This is a genomic window from Winogradskyella sp. (assembly GCF_016744625.1).
Classification (GTDB): domain Bacteria; phylum Bacteroidota; class Bacteroidia; order Flavobacteriales; family Flavobacteriaceae; genus Winogradskyella.
This window is the reverse complement of the sequence record NZ_JADGDZ010000022.1, coordinates 1-16,470: the sequence shown is the minus strand read 5'-3', so window position 1 is coordinate 16,470 and position 16,470 is coordinate 1. Positions and strand designations below refer to the sequence as shown.

Annotated in this window: 17 protein-coding genes; 14 read left to right on the top strand and 3 right to left on the bottom strand. The window is 32.8% G+C overall.

Going from position 1 to position 16,470, the window contains the following annotated elements:
- The first annotated feature begins 26 nt into the window (after positions 1-26).
- From QZZ53_RS06925 to tsaB, 13 genes are all read left to right on the top strand, one after another.
- Entirely contained in the window at positions 27-1,028 is a 1,002-nt protein-coding gene (locus QZZ53_RS06925; RefSeq protein ID WP_296382941.1) for a cytochrome c oxidase subunit 3, read from the top strand.
- Positions 1,029-1,048: 20 nt separating this feature from the next.
- Positions 1,049-1,495, top strand: coding sequence for a cytochrome C oxidase subunit IV family protein (locus QZZ53_RS06920; protein ID WP_296382938.1), 447 nt, complete (start codon positions 1,049-1,051; stop codon positions 1,493-1,495).
- Between the two features lie 19 nt (positions 1,496-1,514).
- Positions 1,515-2,285, top strand: coding sequence for a hypothetical protein (locus tag QZZ53_RS06915; RefSeq protein WP_296382936.1), 771 nt, complete (start codon positions 1,515-1,517; stop codon positions 2,283-2,285).
- Positions 2,278-3,045: an SCO family protein gene (locus QZZ53_RS06910; protein WP_296382934.1), complete on the top strand. Its 768-nt coding sequence runs from the start codon at positions 2,278-2,280 to the stop codon at positions 3,043-3,045. Before QZZ53_RS06915 ends, QZZ53_RS06910 begins: the two co-directional genes overlap by 8 nt.
- A 2-nt stretch (positions 3,046-3,047) precedes the next feature.
- Positions 3,048-3,593, top strand: a complete 546-nt coding sequence (locus tag QZZ53_RS06905) for a DUF420 domain-containing protein (RefSeq protein WP_296382932.1) — start codon at positions 3,048-3,050, stop codon at positions 3,591-3,593.
- Between the two features lie 2 nt (positions 3,594-3,595).
- Positions 3,596-3,838, top strand: coding sequence for a hypothetical protein (locus QZZ53_RS06900; protein WP_296382930.1), 243 nt, complete (start codon positions 3,596-3,598; stop codon positions 3,836-3,838).
- A 114-nt stretch (positions 3,839-3,952) separates the two neighbouring features.
- A complete protein-coding gene (locus QZZ53_RS06895) occupies positions 3,953-4,654 on the top strand; it encodes an ABC transporter ATP-binding protein (protein ID WP_296382927.1) in 702 nt (233 codons plus the stop codon).
- Entirely contained in the window at positions 4,647-5,891 is a 1,245-nt protein-coding gene (locus QZZ53_RS06890) for an ABC transporter permease (RefSeq protein WP_296382925.1), read from the top strand. Before QZZ53_RS06895 ends, QZZ53_RS06890 begins: the two co-directional genes overlap by 8 nt.
- Position 5,892: 1 nt before the next feature.
- Positions 5,893-7,152 carry an ABC transporter permease gene (locus QZZ53_RS06885; protein ID WP_296382923.1) on the top strand — a complete coding sequence of 420 codons (1,260 nt, stop codon included), beginning with the start codon at positions 5,893-5,895 and terminating at the stop codon, positions 7,150-7,152.
- Between the two features lie 46 nt (positions 7,153-7,198).
- Positions 7,199-8,362, top strand: a complete 1,164-nt coding sequence (locus tag QZZ53_RS06880; protein ID WP_296382921.1) for an efflux RND transporter periplasmic adaptor subunit — start codon at positions 7,199-7,201, stop codon at positions 8,360-8,362.
- Between the two features lie 48 nt (positions 8,363-8,410).
- On the top strand, positions 8,411-9,733 hold the full coding sequence (locus QZZ53_RS06875) for a TolC family protein (protein ID WP_296382920.1): 1,323 nt from the start codon (positions 8,411-8,413) through the stop codon (positions 9,731-9,733).
- Positions 9,734-9,735: 2 nt separating this feature from the next.
- On the top strand, positions 9,736-11,043 hold the full coding sequence (locus QZZ53_RS06870) for an efflux RND transporter periplasmic adaptor subunit (RefSeq protein ID WP_296382918.1): 1,308 nt from the start codon (positions 9,736-9,738) through the stop codon (positions 11,041-11,043).
- 18 nt (positions 11,044-11,061) lie between these two features.
- Complete coding sequence (gene tsaB, locus QZZ53_RS06865) at positions 11,062-11,733, top strand: tRNA (adenosine(37)-N6)-threonylcarbamoyltransferase complex dimerization subunit type 1 TsaB (protein ID WP_296382916.1); 672 nt, start codon at positions 11,062-11,064, stop codon at positions 11,731-11,733.
- On the opposite strand, the gene QZZ53_RS06860 is transcribed toward tsaB, so the two are convergent.
- The 3 genes from QZZ53_RS06860 to QZZ53_RS06850 form a co-directional block, all read right to left on the bottom strand.
- Complete coding sequence (locus tag QZZ53_RS06860; protein ID WP_296382913.1) at positions 11,730-12,542, bottom strand: mechanosensitive ion channel domain-containing protein; 813 nt, start codon at positions 12,540-12,542, stop codon at positions 11,730-11,732. The genes tsaB and QZZ53_RS06860 overlap by 4 nt on opposite strands.
- Before the next feature lie 87 nt (positions 12,543-12,629).
- Positions 12,630-12,830: a dodecin family protein gene (locus QZZ53_RS06855; protein WP_296382911.1), complete on the bottom strand. Its 201-nt coding sequence runs from the start codon at positions 12,828-12,830 to the stop codon at positions 12,630-12,632.
- Between the two features lie 74 nt (positions 12,831-12,904).
- Complete coding sequence (locus tag QZZ53_RS06850; RefSeq protein ID WP_296382910.1) at positions 12,905-13,807, bottom strand: NifU family protein; 903 nt, start codon at positions 13,805-13,807, stop codon at positions 12,905-12,907.
- 180 nt (positions 13,808-13,987) lie between these two features.
- On the opposite strand from QZZ53_RS06850, the gene QZZ53_RS06845 reads away from it, so the two are divergent.
- The coding region (locus QZZ53_RS06845; protein WP_296382908.1) for a choice-of-anchor L domain-containing protein at positions 13,988-16,470 on the top strand (2,483 nt) is incomplete at its 3' end.

The following is a 16,470-nucleotide window of genomic DNA, read 5'->3' as shown; positions in this document are numbered from 1 at the left end:
CCAATCTTAAAATTTAAATAAATTCTATGGGTTCTACAGTAGAAAGTACTGGTACAGAAGGAAAAGCTTGGGGAGGAGCCAATAAGCCTCTAAAGGCAAGTTATGGAAAGATGATGATGTGGTTCTTCATTGTATCTGATGCGTTAACATTTTCAGGCTTCTTGGCAGCTTATGGTTTTTCAAGATTTAAGTTCATAAAGGAATGGCCAATTGCAGATGAGGTGTTTACTCACGTACCGTTTTTACATGGTCAGGAGTTGCCAATGATTTATGTGGCATTTATGACCTTTATTCTTATTATGTCTTCTGTAACTATGGTGTTAGCTGTTGATGCAGGTCATCATATGAATAAAGCAAAAGTGACCATATATATGTTCTTAACCATTATTGGTGGAGCTATTTTCGTAGGTTCGCAAGCATGGGAATGGGCAACATTCATTCAAGGAGATTATGGAGCTGTACAAACTAAGGGGGGTAATATTCTTCAATTTGGAGAGTATGTTACTGAAGATGGTAAAGAAAAATTTAAACGAATTTCTATAGATGATTTTGCAGCAGTGCAAGTTGGTGAAAGAGCTGAGCACGAACGTAAAAATGGACTTTGGTTTGTAACTGAAGGTTCACTACCTCCTTATACAGTTAATGAAATATATAATGGTTTAGCTGCAAATGACAACATTCAGGTAAGAACACAAATCATTGATGATAATGGAGAAAAAACTGTACTGTCTAGAGCAGAATCTCTTAAGCAAATAAAAGAAAATGGTAAGCTTGTTGTAAAAGGAGCTAATCTTCATGTAAATGAATATGGAACATCTTTATTTGCCGATTTCTTCTTCTTTATTACAGGGTTTCACGGATTCCACGTATTCTCAGGTGTTGTGATTAACATTATAATTTTCTTTAATGTTATTCTTGGAACATATGAACGCAGAGGTAGTTATGAAATGGTAGAAAAAGTTGGACTATATTGGCACTTTGTCGATTTAGTTTGGGTATTTGTTTTCACATTCTTCTATTTAGTATAAAAGAAATTAAGAGTTAAATTATGGCACACGAACATAAATTAGAAATATTTAGAGGCTTAGTTAAATTTAAGTCTAATACAAGTAAAATTTGGGGAGTCTTAGTATTCCTAACTATAGTTACTCTAGTAGAGGTTGTACTTGGTATCTATAAGCCAGATGCATTAATGACACCATTAATGTCACCTTTTGAAGGTGGTTTTATTGCAACATTAGGAAATATTCTTTTCTCACCAATTATTTACATGAAGTCATTGAATTTAATCTTCATTGTATTAACAATTGTAAAGGCATACTATATTACTTGGGACTTTATGCATATGAGAGATGAAACAGGAAGCATGAGAAAAATGGTCGTATGGACAGCAGTTTTTCTTATCTGCTATTTAATCTTCATTTTATTGCAAGAAGGTGGATATGTGTTTGAAGTTTACAATTCTGATGATGCATTAATTAAAAGAGATTTTTAAACGTAAAATTTTGCGTTAAATGATATTAAAAGGTGGTTTTTCTAAACCACCTTTTCTATTTTTGTATTCTATGAAAACAAGCAACGCAAAACGAAACATTGTCCTAGGTATTTTATTCTTTTTACCTGTTGCTTTTTTATTGATGCTCTATCCTGCGAAACATAATTATGAGCCGTTAAATGTTGTAAACGAAAATGTGTCTGATATTGAAAATTTTTATTCAGATAAAACAGAGACTATTTTATTAAAAGATCATATCACAGTTTTAGGTTTTTTAGGAAAATCACCATTGTCTAAATCTATAGCGGCTTCAAATCTTAAAGAACTCGTTTACGACAAGTTTAAGGGATTTAAAAAGTTTCAGATTGTTATTGTTATTCCTGAAGGCACAGAAGAAGAAATAAAGGAACTTAAAAAGGAAATAAATACATACGAAGATTTAAAATTTTGGCATTATACTTTTGGTACAGAGGGCGAAATTAAGATGCTTTATAATGGGTTAATATCTAAAGCTACACTAGATGACGAATTATCTACAGATGATGTGTTTATCATAGATAAGGATTTAAATCAGAGAGGGAGAATAGATGGTAGAGATGAAAAAGAGGTTGAAGCTAATGAACCTAGTTTTAGTGTGTATTCCTATAATACAATTGAAGTTGCAGAAATTAAGAATATGATGAGTGATGATATGCGTATCTTATTCACGGAGTATCGCCAAAAACGAAAAGGGAAGTTTGATGATTCTGATACAAGAAGAAAAAACGATTTAAAACAAACCGATGAGTAAAAAAAATAATTATTCATACATAAGCATTGCATTTATTCTTTTAGTTTTTGGAATAATTTTCGTTCCAAAAATTATAAATAGAATTAGTAGTGATGATATAACAAGAGACGAAAGTAGGAGTAAAGAAGTTTCTACGGTAGAAAAAAAAGAAAAAACTAAGTCTAATAAGAGTGATTTGGTTTACATTCCTAATGTAGACGGAGGGAGTAAAAAAGTGCCTAGTTTTAGTTTTACCAATCAAGATGGTAAGATTATTACAGATAAAGATTATATAGGTAAAGTCTATGTTATTGAGTTCTTTTTTACAACTTGCCCAACGATTTGTCCTAGAATGAATAGTAACCTTGTAGAAATTCAAAATGAGTTTAAAGATTTTGAGAATTTTGGAGTGGCTTCTTTTACTATAACTCCAGGTATTGATACGCCAGAAGTATTGAAAGCTTATGCAGACAAATATGGAATAACAAATTCTAATTGGCATTTAATGACAGGAGACGAAGACGAAATATATAAGTTAGCTAATGAAGGTTTTTATCTTTACACTGCAAAAAATGACGAAATCATAGATGGTTTTGAGCATTCAGGTAATTTTGCTTTAATAGATAAAGAAGGCTTTATTCGTTCGCGATTAAAATCTCCAAATAATCCTTTAATTTATTATAACGGAATTGTATCAGAGAAAGAGGGAGTTGATGATGAAGGAATTCCACAAGAAATTACAATCTTAAAAGAAGATATCGCTAAATTATTAAAGGAGTAATTATGAGCTCAGTTGATATAGAAAAAGAAAAGAAATATAATAAATGGATAGTAGCACTTTCAATTATTATTCCTGTTGCTGTGGCTGTTTTATTTGGTGTTAACTTAAGGTCATTAGGATTTAATATAGAACCATTGACTTTTCTGCCTCCAATCTATGCTAGTGTAAATGGCTTAACTGCTTTAGTTCTAATTTTTGCTGTAGTGGCAATCAAGAAAAAAAACAGAAAACTTCACGAGCGTTTAATGAAGTTTGCTATTGGGTTATCTGTAGCTTTCTTACTGATGTATATTGCATACCACATGACAAGCGATTCTACTAAATTCGGAGGCGAAGGTTTTGTTAAGTACATTTACTATTTTATACTATTAACACACATATTACTATCAATTGTTATTATTCCATTTGTACTTATAACATATGTTAGAGCAATTACCAACAATATAGAACGACATAAGAAAATTGCTAAAATCACGTTTCCATTGTGGTTATACATAGCTGTAACTGGTGTTGTTGTTTATATTATGATATCTCCATATTACGCATAAAAATGAAACGAAAAATCACCTTTTTATTTTTGTCTCTTTTCTTTTTTTTAAAGACAAATGCGCAATGCGCCATGTGTAGAGCTGTACTTGAGAGCGAAGAGAGTCAATCTACTGCAGAAGGCATCAATGATGGTATTCTTTTCTTAATGGCAGTTCCCTATATTTTGGTAGCAGCTATCGGTTATTTTATCTACAGAAAATATAGCACTTCAAATAAGATTGAAAATACAGAAGAAACACTGTAACATTTTTTTAGTTCAAGAGTCTTATTTATACTAGTTTAAAAGGAAGTCTTAACAATTTGTTGGCATAAAAACTATACGAATTTTCTTAAAATTGCATGCGCTAATCAATTCACTATGATTGAAATTAAAGATTTACATAAATCTTACCATATGGGAAGCAATTCTCTTCACGTTTTAAAGGGTATTAACTTTAATGTAAAAGAAGGAGAACTAGTTTCTATAATGGGTTCTTCGGGTTCAGGTAAATCAACATTACTTAATATTTTGGGAATGTTGGATGAAGCTGATAAAGGAGAATATGTTCTCGATGGTGTGCCGATTAAAAACTTAAATGAAAAAATAGCAGCACGTTACCGAAATGAATTTTTAGGATTCGTTTTTCAGTCTTTTAATTTAATTAATTATAAGTCTGCTACAGATAATGTAGCGTTGCCATTGTATTATAAAGGTATTCCAAGAAAAGAGCGTATCGAAAAAGCAGAACATTATCTTGAAAAAGTGGGCTTAGCAGATTGGTCGCATCATTTACCAAGTGAGCTTTCTGGTGGACAGAAACAACGTGTAGCAATTGCGAGAGCTTTAGCGAGCGAACCAAAAGTATTACTAGCAGATGAACCAACAGGTGCGCTAGATACCAAAACGTCTTATGAGGTTATGGAACTTATTCAAGGGATTAATGACGAAGGCAAAACTATTTTAGTGGTAACGCACGAAGATGATATTGCACACATGACCAAGCGTATTGTGAATCTTAAAGATGGAGTTATTATTAATGATAGTCTAGTAGAACAAGTTAGAGTAAAACAAAATGTTTAACGTAGAGCGCTGGCAAGAAATATTCGAAACACTTAGAAAGAATAAGTTAAGAACTTTCTTAACAGGTCTTTCTGTGGCTTCTGGTATTTTTATTTTAGTCATTCTTCTTGGTTTTAGTTCTGGCATCGAAAATGGTGTGACTTCAGAGTTTCAACAAGATGCAACTAATGAAATCAGTATAAGAACCAGAAGAACAACTAAAGGTTATAAAGGCCTGAATCCAGGACGTTATATTCAACTTAAAGATGAAGATTTTATCAACCTGTCTTCTACTTACGATGATAATCTAGAATACCGCTCTGCAAGTTATAGTATATGGGGAGGACAAGTCACTCATAAAAACGAATCTGGTAATTACAGAGTAAGAGGTGTTATGCCAGATGAGCAATTCATCGAAAATGCAGATATGACTATTGGTCGCTTTCTTAATTATTCAGATTTAAACGAAGGAAAAAAAGTTGCGGTAATAGGTAATAAAGTCAAAACCGATTTATTTAAAGATCAAGACCCAATAGATAAAGATATTGCGATTTGGGGAATTAATTTTAAAGTGATTGGTGTCTATACAGATCCAGGAGGTGAACGTGAAGAAAGTAATGTGTTTTTACCATTAACAACAGTACAGAGGTCTTTTAATGGTGGTGATAACATTAGAAACATGTCGTTTACAGTAAAAATGTCTGAGAATTTTCAGGAAGCTGTTGATTTATCGAAGAACCTATCACTAGCTATAGAGAATGATTTAAAACAAAAACATATTGTCGCACCTGATGATGTTGCCGCAATAAGAGTGAATAATACACTCGAAGAAGCAAAGAAAATTTACTCATTAATTGATACGATTAAAGCCGTTTTTTGGTTTATAGGAATAGGAACCATAATAGCTGGTGTTGTTGGTGTAGGTAATATTATGATAATTATAGTTAAAGAACGAACCAAAGAAATTGGGATACGGAAGGCACTTGGTGCTGAGCCTATGTCTATTATTGCTATGATTTTACAAGAAGCTGTTTTCGTAACTATGTTTTCTGGATTGTTTGGTTTGATATTAGGATTAGGATTATTAGAATTAGTGGGGCCTCAAGTAGATAGTCCTTTTATAAAATTCCCACAAGTAGATTTTAAAACAGCAATTATTACTGTTTTTATTTTGGTTGCAGCTGGTGCCTTAGCAGGATTTTTACCAGCGTACAGAGCTGCCAAAATTAAACCTATTGTAGCCTTAAGAGACGAATAAGATGTTTAATAAAGATCGTTGGACAGAAATATTAGAAGCATTAAATGCTAATAAGGTAAGAACTTTTCTTACTGCATTTGGCGTATTTTGGGGCATCACTATTTTAGTGCTTTTACTGGCTTTAACTAATGGATTACGTAATGGTGTTACTGCTGACTTCGGAGACTTTGCAACCAACTCGATGTTTATGTGGACGCGAGGTACATCTAAACCATATAAGGGCTTACCAAAATCAAGACGTTTTAATTATAAATTTGATGATGTCGCTGCTATAAAAGCTGAAATACCAGAACTAAAATATGTTTCTCCAAGGAATCAACTTGGTGGATATAATGGTGCAAACAATGTTATTCGAGGGACAAAAACTGGAGCATTTCAAATATATGGTGATTATCCAGAATTTATTAAACAAAAACCAATGGATATTCTCCAAGGACGCTTTATAAGCTATTCAGATATTGATGCTAGGAGGAAAATATGTGTTATTGGTCCAGATGTAGTAAAAGGACTCTATAATAAGAGAGAAGATGTTATTGGCTCATATATTAAGATTAATGGCGTCAATTTTATGGTAGTTGGTACGTTTAAAATAACGAATAGTCAAGGTGATTCAGAAGAGGAAGCTAACACTATTTTTATTCCATTTTCGACATTTAATCAAGCTTTCAATTATGGAGATCGTGTCGGTTGGATGGCAATTACAGCAAGTGACCAAATAAGTATTACAGACGTAAAAGAACGCATTTTTGCATTGATGCGAAACCGACATACAATTCATCCTGAAGATGTAAGAGCCATAGGTCATTTTGATTTATCTAAAGAATTTGGTAAAGTCAACGGACTATTCGATATATTATCTGTCGTAGGTTATTTTGTAGGAGCTTTAGTGTTAATGTCTGGTATTATTGGTATTAGTAATATTATGCTAATTGTGGTTAAAGAACGTACAAAAGAAATCGGAGTAAGACGTGCTTTAGGAGCAACACCTTGGACTATAAAAGGACAAATATTACAAGAAAGTTTAATTCTTACTATACTTTCAGGGATGGTAGGTATTTCATTTGCAGCACTAGTGATTTGGATAATGAATACAATTTTAGATAGTGTTGGGCCTGTAGAGAATTTTGCAAATCCAAGTGTAAGCATGCAAGTGGTATTTACTGCGTTAATTATATTAGTCGTTTCTGGTTTGTTAGCAGGATTGATTCCTGCTAATAGTGCAACGAAAATGAAACCTGTAGATGCATTAAGAATAGAATAATTATAAAATCAAAAAAATTAGAATAAATAAAATCATCAACTGAGAAATGAAAAGAACTACAACCATTATCGTACTAATTTTAATAGTCGTTGTCTTCGGAGGATCTTTATATTATTTATGGGCAAAAAATCAAGAAGATCCCATAACCTATACTACAGAAAAACCATCAATTGAAACAATTGTTTTAAAAACTGTAGCAACAGGAAGTATTGTACCAAAAGAAGAAGTGCTTATAAAACCAAATATTTCTGGAGTTATAGAGGAAGTTTATATTGAAGCAGGAGAATATGTAAAACAAGGAGATCTAATAGCTAAAATTAGAGTGATTCCTAATGTGTCTTCATTATCTAGTGCAAAGAATAATATTGCATCTAATAGAACAGCATTACAAACTGCAGAAATCAATTTCAAAACTCAAAAATCAATTTTTGATCGTCAGAAAGATTTGTTTGATAAAGGTGTCATCGCAGCTAATGAGTTTGATCAAGTAAACAACACATACCTGCAAGCAAAACAACGTGTTGAGCAAGCTAGAATTGATGTGACACAATCACGTCAAAATTATGATATTATTAAAACAGGTACAACATCTGGTTTAGGTAATATAGCGCAAACTCAAGTTAGGGCAACTGTTGCAGGTATGGTTTTAGATGTGCCAGTAAAAGCAGGAAATCAGGTTATCGAAGCTAATAACTTTAATGAAGGCACTTCAATTGCATCTCTTGCAGATGTAAGACAAATGATTTTTGAAGGAAAAGTAGATGAAAGTGAAGTCGGTAAAATTAAAGAGGGTTTGCCATTAGAAATTACTGTTGGTGCTATTGAAAACGAAAAGTTTGATGCTGTGTTAGATTATATTGCGCCAAAAGGTGTGGCTGAAAATGGTGCTATTCAGTTTGAAATTAAAGGCACACTTAAAAAAATAGATTCTACATTTATTAGAGCTGGTCTTAGTGCCAATGCATCTATTATTTTAGATAAAGTAGAAAAGGTACTTGCTATTAAAGAAGCAATGGTTCAGTACGACCCAAAAACAAAAAAACCTTTCGTTGAAGTAGCAGTTGGAGATCAAAAATTTGAAAGACGTGATATTGAGCTAGGGCTTAGTAATGGTATCTTTGTTGAAGTGAAAAGTGGAATTTCAAAATCAGATGAACTTAAGGTTTGGAATCAGCTTCAAGGTCCTCCAGCATATGGTAGAAATAATTAATTAAGAATTAGTGTAACACATAGAGATTTATCTAGACAAATAGACATCATGAAAAAATCAATCATCATAGTATTACTCCTTTTAGGAGTTTTTGCACAAGCTCAAAATAAAAAGTGGACGCTTAAAGAATGCGTGGTTTATGCTTTAGAAAATAATATTTCCGTTAAGCAGAGCGAATTAGATTTGCAAGCGACAGATATAGAAAAATTAACTGCGATAGGTAGGTTTTTGCCAACAGTAAATGCTAGTGGAAGTGTGTCTAAAAACACAGGTTTAAGTTTTGATCCTACAACTGGTAACTCTTCAACAACTACATTCTTATCAGCATCTGGTAATCTAAATTTAGGTTATAATTTGTTTGATGGTTTACAGAATATAAGACAAGTTCAACGTGCTGAAATTTCAAAAATTGCAGCAGATTACAGGTTGTCTAAAATGAAAGATGATATTTCACTTTTTGTAGCAAATGGTTATATTTCTGTAATTTTAAATAAAGCAAATCTTGAAGTTTTAAAATCTCAAAATTCAGTGACTCAAGAGCAAATTGAAAGAACAAATCAATTAGTAGAAGCAGGTTCTTTACCTCGAGGTGATTTATTAGAGATACAGGCAACAGATGCTAGTGAAAAACAGAGTATTGTAAATGCCGAAAATGTAATTCAAATTTCATTAATAAATTTAGCTCAATTACTTTTAATTAAAGACTATGAAACTTTCGATATAGAAGATGAAGGTTATGATATAGTAGATGAAGGTATTTCTAATAAGTCAGCATCAGAAATTATTGAAAACGCAAAAGCGAATAGATCAGAGATTAAAATAGCTGAACAAAATGTTGCTCTAGCTGAAAAAGATGTACAGATTGCAAAAGGATCGTATTGGCCAACATTAAGAGCTTTTTTAGGGTATGATACGCGTTATACAGATGCTAACCCAATTTCATTTGGTGATCAGATTTATTTAAATGATGGTATTGGTTATGGTTTGAGTCTTAACATTCCAATATTAAATGGGTTTTCTGTCAAAGGAAATGTACAAAGAAATAAAATTAACTTAGAGCGTTCTAAGTTTCAATTAGAGCAAGCCGAATTAGATTTAGAATCTACAGTGTACCAAGCTTATGTTGATGCCAAAGGATCTTTGAAATCTTTTGAAGCTGCTAATACAGCATTAGAATCACAACAATTGGCTTATGATTATGCCAAAGAGCGTTATGATGTGGGCTTAACAAATGCATTTGATTTTAGTCAATCTAAACTAAGGTTTGATAATTCTAAAATCGAATTAAATCGTGCTAAATACGATTATATTTTTAAGTTAAAGGTACTAGAGTTATATTTCGGAATACCTGCAACTGAATTAAAGTTTTAATTATGAGCAAAACAGTAAAAATCATTATCGGAGTAGTTGTTTTTCTGCTAATAGCATTAGTGGCAGGTAAGTCAATGGGATTATTTGGTAAAAAAGGTAATTTTAAAGAAGTTACGATTAAAGAAGTGTCTCTTAAAGATATTGTAGAAACCGTATCAGCTACGGGTAAAATTCAGCCAGAAGTAGAAGTTAAAATATCTTCTGAAGTCTCTGGTGAAATTTTAGAATTGCCATTTAAAGAAGGTCAAGAAGTTAAAAAAGGAGACTTATTGGTAAGAGTAAACCCAGATTTAATTCAATCTGCTGTGAGTAGATCTCAGGCTTCATATCAAAATGTTAGAGCAGGTTTAGAGCAGGCCGAAGCAAGTTTAAAACAAGCGAAAGCAGATTATGATAGAAATAAATCACTATTTAATAAAGGGGTTATTTCTAAAGCAGATTGGGATCGCTCTATCGCTTCTTATGAAACTGCTGAAGCTGGTAAAAATTCAGCGTATTATAATGTGCAAAGTGCTGCAGCTACTGTAAATGAAGCAAAGGACAATTTAAACAGAACGACAATATATGCGCCAATGAGTGGGACAATCTCGCTTTTAAATGTTGAACTTGGTGAACGTGTGGTTGGTACACAACAAATGGCTGGTACTGAAATTTTACGTGTTGCTAACCTTAATAATATGGAAGTTGAAGTTGACGTCAATGAAAATGATATTGTAAAAGTTAATATTGGTGATTCTACAATTGTTGAAGTAGATGCTTATTTAAAGAAAGAGTTTAAAGGTGTTGTTACTGAAATAGCGAATTCAGCAGCAGGAAATTTGGCAGCTGATCAAGTTACTAACTTTAAGGTAAAAGTGAGAATCTTAGAAGAGTCTTACGCAAACTTAACTGAAGGGAAACCTGAAACTTATTCACCTTTTAGACCAGGAATGACAGCAACTGTGGATGTCATTACAAAAACACGTAAAAATGCGATTTCTGTTCCTATTAGTGCTATAGTAATTAAAACAGATACAAGTTCAACGAAGAAATCTTATGGTAAATCTTCTGAAATCGAAGAGGATGATTCACCAAAAGAAGAGGAAAAATTTGAATGTGTCTTTGTAAATGTGAATGGCAAAGCCAAATTAAGAGTGGTTAAAACAGGTATACAAGATGATACTAATATTGAGATTATCGAAGGTTTAACAAAAGATGATAAGATTATTACTGGCCCTTATAATGTAGTATCTAAAACGCTTAAACCAGGTGATCTTATAGAAGAAAAAAAGAAAAAAACAAAATCTTCGGACGAAAAGGAAGAAGAGTAGCTTAATACATATTAGCTAATGGCAATAGTGCTTAATATAGAAACAGCAACTACAAATTGTTCAGTCTCTCTGTCTAAAGATGGGGAGATTTTAGTTTTAAAAGAAGATAATAGTCCGGGCTATTCTCATGCTGAAACTTTGCATGTTTTTATTGATGAGGTTTTTAAAGTCTCTAATATAAAACCTTCAGAAATTGATGCTATTGCGGTAAGCAAAGGACCTGGATCTTATACAGGATTGCGCATTGGAGTGTCTTCTGCTAAAGGCTTGAGTTTTGCTCTAAATAAGCCTTTAATTGCAATTGATACTTTAGAAAGTTTATCACATCAAGTACATATTGAAGATGGGTTTATTGTGCCCATGCTAGATGCTAGGAGAATGGAAGTCTATTCAGCTATTTACAATTCTGAATTAGAACTATACAGAGAAATTAAGGCTGAAATTTTAGAAGAAGGAAGTTTTAGTAAGCTTCTTGAAACAAGTAAAGTATACTTCATTGGCAGTGGTGTTGAAAAAACAAAGGGTTTGATTCAGCATTCAAATGCTGTTTTTATTGAGGGTAAGTTACCATCTGCTAATGAAATGGCATTATTAGCAGAATTAAAGCATCAAAAAAGCGACACAGAAGATGTCGCTTATTTTGAACCCTATTATTTAAAGGATTTTATTGCTTTAAAAAAGAAGGCTTAGCCTTGTTTTTGTATTTCTACGGCATGCGGATAAGGTATTTCTATTCCAGCAGCATCTAGTTCCTTTTTAACACTTTCGTGAGTTTCAAAATATACATCCCAATAATCTGCTACAGTACACCAAGGTCTAACTGCAAAGTTAACAGAGCTATCTGCTAATTCAGATACATTTACAGTCGGAGCGGGATCTTGTAAAACTTTTGGGTTAGATGTCAATACATTCATTAAAACATCTTTGGTCTGTTTGATATTAGAATCATAACCAACACCAAATGTAAGATCTACTCTAAGTTTTCCTTCTGTAGAGTAATTCACAATATTTCCATTAGATAAAGCTCCATTAGGAATAATAACTTCTTTATTTGTTGGCGTCAAAAGCTTAGTTGTAAAAATTTCAATTTCTTTAACAACACCAAGTTCTCCCTGTGCTTCAATTAAGTCTCCAATTTTTATGGGTTTAAAAATCATGATTAAAACACCACCAGCAAAATTCCCAAGAGAACCTTGTAAAGCTAATCCGATAGCTAAACCAGCAGCAGCAAGTATTGCAGCAAATGAAGTTGTCTCAATACCAACAGTACCTAATACCACTATAATTAAAACAATTTTTAGAATCCAATTAACAAGATTTAATAAGAACTTTTTTAAGCTTTCGTCATATTCAGCTTTACTCATTGCTTTTTTGACACCTTTAAGTATCATTTTAATAATCCAGCTGCCAATTATCCATATAAGAATGGCTGCAATCAATTTTGGGCCAAACTCTACGATTAAGTTGTAACCTGCGTCAATCCATTTTTGTGTGTCCATGTTGGTTTAATTAATTTAAGTTGAATAAAAAAACTCGACTTTTTTTAGGCCGAGTTTTGTGTTTAAGTAAATTACATACAAGTGTTATTATTTAACTTCGAAAGTTAATTTTAAAGCGACTCTAAATTCTGTAACATCATCATCATTAACTATTGCGCTTTGATCTTGTACATATACAGAACGAATATTTTTCACAGACTTTGAAGCTTCTTTTACTGCTTTTTTAGTTGCATCTTCCCAACTTTTATTTGAGTTAGATAATACTTCAATAACTTTTAATACTGCCATAATATTTTGATTTTTAAGGATTATATATTTTAGAAACAAAAAACTCTAATTAGTCACTCAAAAATTAATGATATTTAACCATTAATAGCATTTACAGTTATAGAACTATCTTTAAGCATTTCTTTGAGCATATTTTCTATACCATTTTTTAAAGTAAAAGTTGATGAAGGGCAACCACTGCATGCACCTTGTAATAATACTTCTACTTTTTTAGTATTGGCATCGTAAGATTTAAATTCTATATTACCGCCATCACTTTCTACCGCAGGCTTTATATATTCCTCTAAAATGTTTACAATATTTTTTGATGTATCATCTAAGGCTTCAAATTTTTGTTCAATAGCCTTTTCAGTTTTATTAAGTTTTTTAGGTGCATCATCGCTTAATATGGTTTTACCTTCTTCGACATAAGATTTTATAAACTCACGGAGTTGAATAGTGATTTCTTCCCATTCGATTATATCAAACTTTGTAATGGAAATAAAATTCTTTTCCATAAATACATTTTTTACAAAAGGAAATTGGAATAAAGAAGTTGCTAATGGTGATGGTTTGGCTTCTTCAATAGAAGTGAACTCATATAGACTTGGAACTAATACTTTATTACAAACAAACTTTAAAACACTAGGGTTTGGTGTGCTTTCCGCATATACTGTTACTGCTACTTTTGGTTTAATAGCCTCTTCAGTAATCACTATTCCGTCTTTAGATAAGTAGTCTTCAATTTGTGTAGCAACTTCGTTTTGTACATCAGTCCAATCAACAATATTATAACGTTCAATTGCAATAAAATTAGAGGCGATATAGATTTTCTTTACAAATGGTAAATAAAATAATTGTTGAGCTAATGGGGAATGCTTAGCTTCATCAATATTGTTGAATTCAAAACTATTATGATTTGTTAGAAACCGATCAGCTTCAAATTTTAAAATCGTTTCGTTAGATGTAGGTACTATGGAAATTTTTGTCTGCGACATCTTTTTTTTGCAAAAGTATGAAATATCAGGTATAAACGTTCATCCCTTATATTAAGTTTTGTAACTTAATTTTTAAGTCAAGTCATATATTTTGATTAAATTTCGTCCTCAAAAAATAACCTCTATTTCTAAATGTGTAATTGCTAGCATTTATTAGAGTTAGTTTGATAAAAACTAAATATGAAAAAGATTCTCTATTTCTTGATTCTAATAGCTACTTCTATTGGGTTCGCGCAAGACTTATCTATGCAGGATGGTACCTTCAATCGTTGTGCTCCTGATAAATTTTTTGATTCTGGAGGTGAATTTGGTAATTATGGCAATGATGAAGATTTCACAATCACTATTTGTCCTCAAAATGTAGATGAATTTGTTATTCTTAATTTTATTCAATTTAGTACTCAGCTTAACCAAGATATATTAACAATATATGATGGAGATGATACCTCTGCGCCACTTTTAGGAACATTTTCTGGTACGGCTTCACCTGGAACCATTTCATCATCACCATCTAATATTTCAACAGGTTGTTTAACCATTGCATTTATATCAAATGGTTCAGGGAATACAATAGGCTGGGAGGCAGAAATTCTATGCGCAGCTCCTTGTCAAGATATTATAGCAATCATTGATGCTACTGTACCTGCTCCTAATGGAACTGGAGTTGTTGGTATTTTACCAGGTGAATCTGTTGATTTTTCTGGTAGTGCTATATTTTCGGATGATGGAACAAGTGCAACATATGACTGGGATTTTGGAGATTTAAATACAGCAATGGGTACTGACGTAACTAATACGTTCGCTAATCCTGGAACTTATACCGTGACTTTAACTGTAACCGATGATAACCCACAGGGATGTACTGGTATGGCTACAATTACTGTATTTGTATTAGGGCCTAATGTAGTAGTCGATCAAGATTTATTTACTCCTCAACAATTAATAGAAGAGGTGTTAGTAAACAGTCCATGCGCTTCTGTGTCAAATATTATAGCATCAACAGGAGTAGATTTTAGTCTTGCAGAACCTAATGGCATAGGTTATTTTTTTAGTAATGGTATTGATTTTCCTTTTGAAGATGGAATTTTATTAACTAGTGGAGATGCAAGTAGGTCAGGTGGCCCAAACGTATTTTTAGGTGATGGTACTGCAGGCGTTTGGCCAGGTGATCCAGATTTAAATTTAGCTACTGGCATAAATTCAAATAATGCTACATTTATTCAGTTTGATTTTACTCCCTTAGCTGATACTATAAGTTTTGATTTTCTTATGGCGTCAGAAGAGTATGATATGGGCGGCTTTGAATGTACTTTTTCTGATGCTTTTGCCTTTTTATTAACTGATTCTATGGGTAATACTACTAATTTAGCAGTTTTGCCTGGAACTAATACGCCAATATTAGTAACCAATATTCACCCAGATAATGGTGCAGCCTGTGGTGCAGCCAATCCTCAATACTTTGGTGAATATACCCCTAATAACGGACCTCCAATTTCCTTTGACGGTAGAACGACAGTTTTTACAGCCCAGTCTACGGTAATACCTGGCGAAAATTATACTATTAAATTGGTTATTGCTGATGCTGACGATGCAAATTTCGATTCAGGTGTGTTTCTCAAAGCTGGTAGTTTTGATTTAGGTGGTGACTTAGGAGAGGATATAACAATTGCTGCTGGTACTGCAGAATGTGGTGGCACCCCAGTTACTTTAGATACAGGGATACCTACAGCAAGTCATGTATGGTATTTTGAAGGTATTGAGATTTCTGGTGAGACAAGTTCAACTATAATGGTTAGCGATACTGGAACATATTCGGTAGATGTTGTTTTTACTGGTGTTTGCCAATCTACGGATTCCGTTTTTGTTGAATTTAAAGCGAGTCCTTCTGCTAATTTAGGACAAGATTTAGTCGGTTGTAGTGGCTCCGGGTCTTCAGAATTTATTTTATCTGTAAATGATGATGACATTTTAGGTACACAAAGTGCAATAGATTTCGTCATAACTTATCATCTCACAGAGCAAGATGCTATTGATAATATAGGTGCATTGCCCACCAATTATACTAACGTAACAAATCCACAAGTGATATGGGCACGTATGGCTGACCCTACACAGACTTGTTTTGATACGACATCATTTTCTATAGCTGCATCTATTCAACCTACAATCAACTCAGCGAGTAACCTTGAGTTATGTGATGACATTAGTAGTGATGGTATTGAAGAGTTTGATTTAAGTATTCAGACGGCTATTATATTGGGTTCACAATCAGCAACGGACTTTAATGTGACGTATCATTTAAGTTTTGTAGATGCAGATTCGGGTATGGGAGCATTACCGAGCATGTATACCAATGTTACTAATCCTGAGCCAATCTTTGTACGAGTAGAGAGTATAGGGGATAGTAATTGTTATAATGCTTCGGCTACAGCCGTATTTAATTTAGTGGTTAATGCGAGAGATACTGCAGCGACACCACCTAACATGGTTGTCTGTGATGATTTGAGTAATGACGGTATAGCGACTTTTGATTTAAGCACTCAAGAAAGTACAATTTTAGGAACCCAAGATCCATTATTATTTGATGTATCGTTTCATGCGAGTCAAGTTGATGCAGATACTAATGTAGGGGCTTTAGCCACGACTTATACCAATAGCACCCC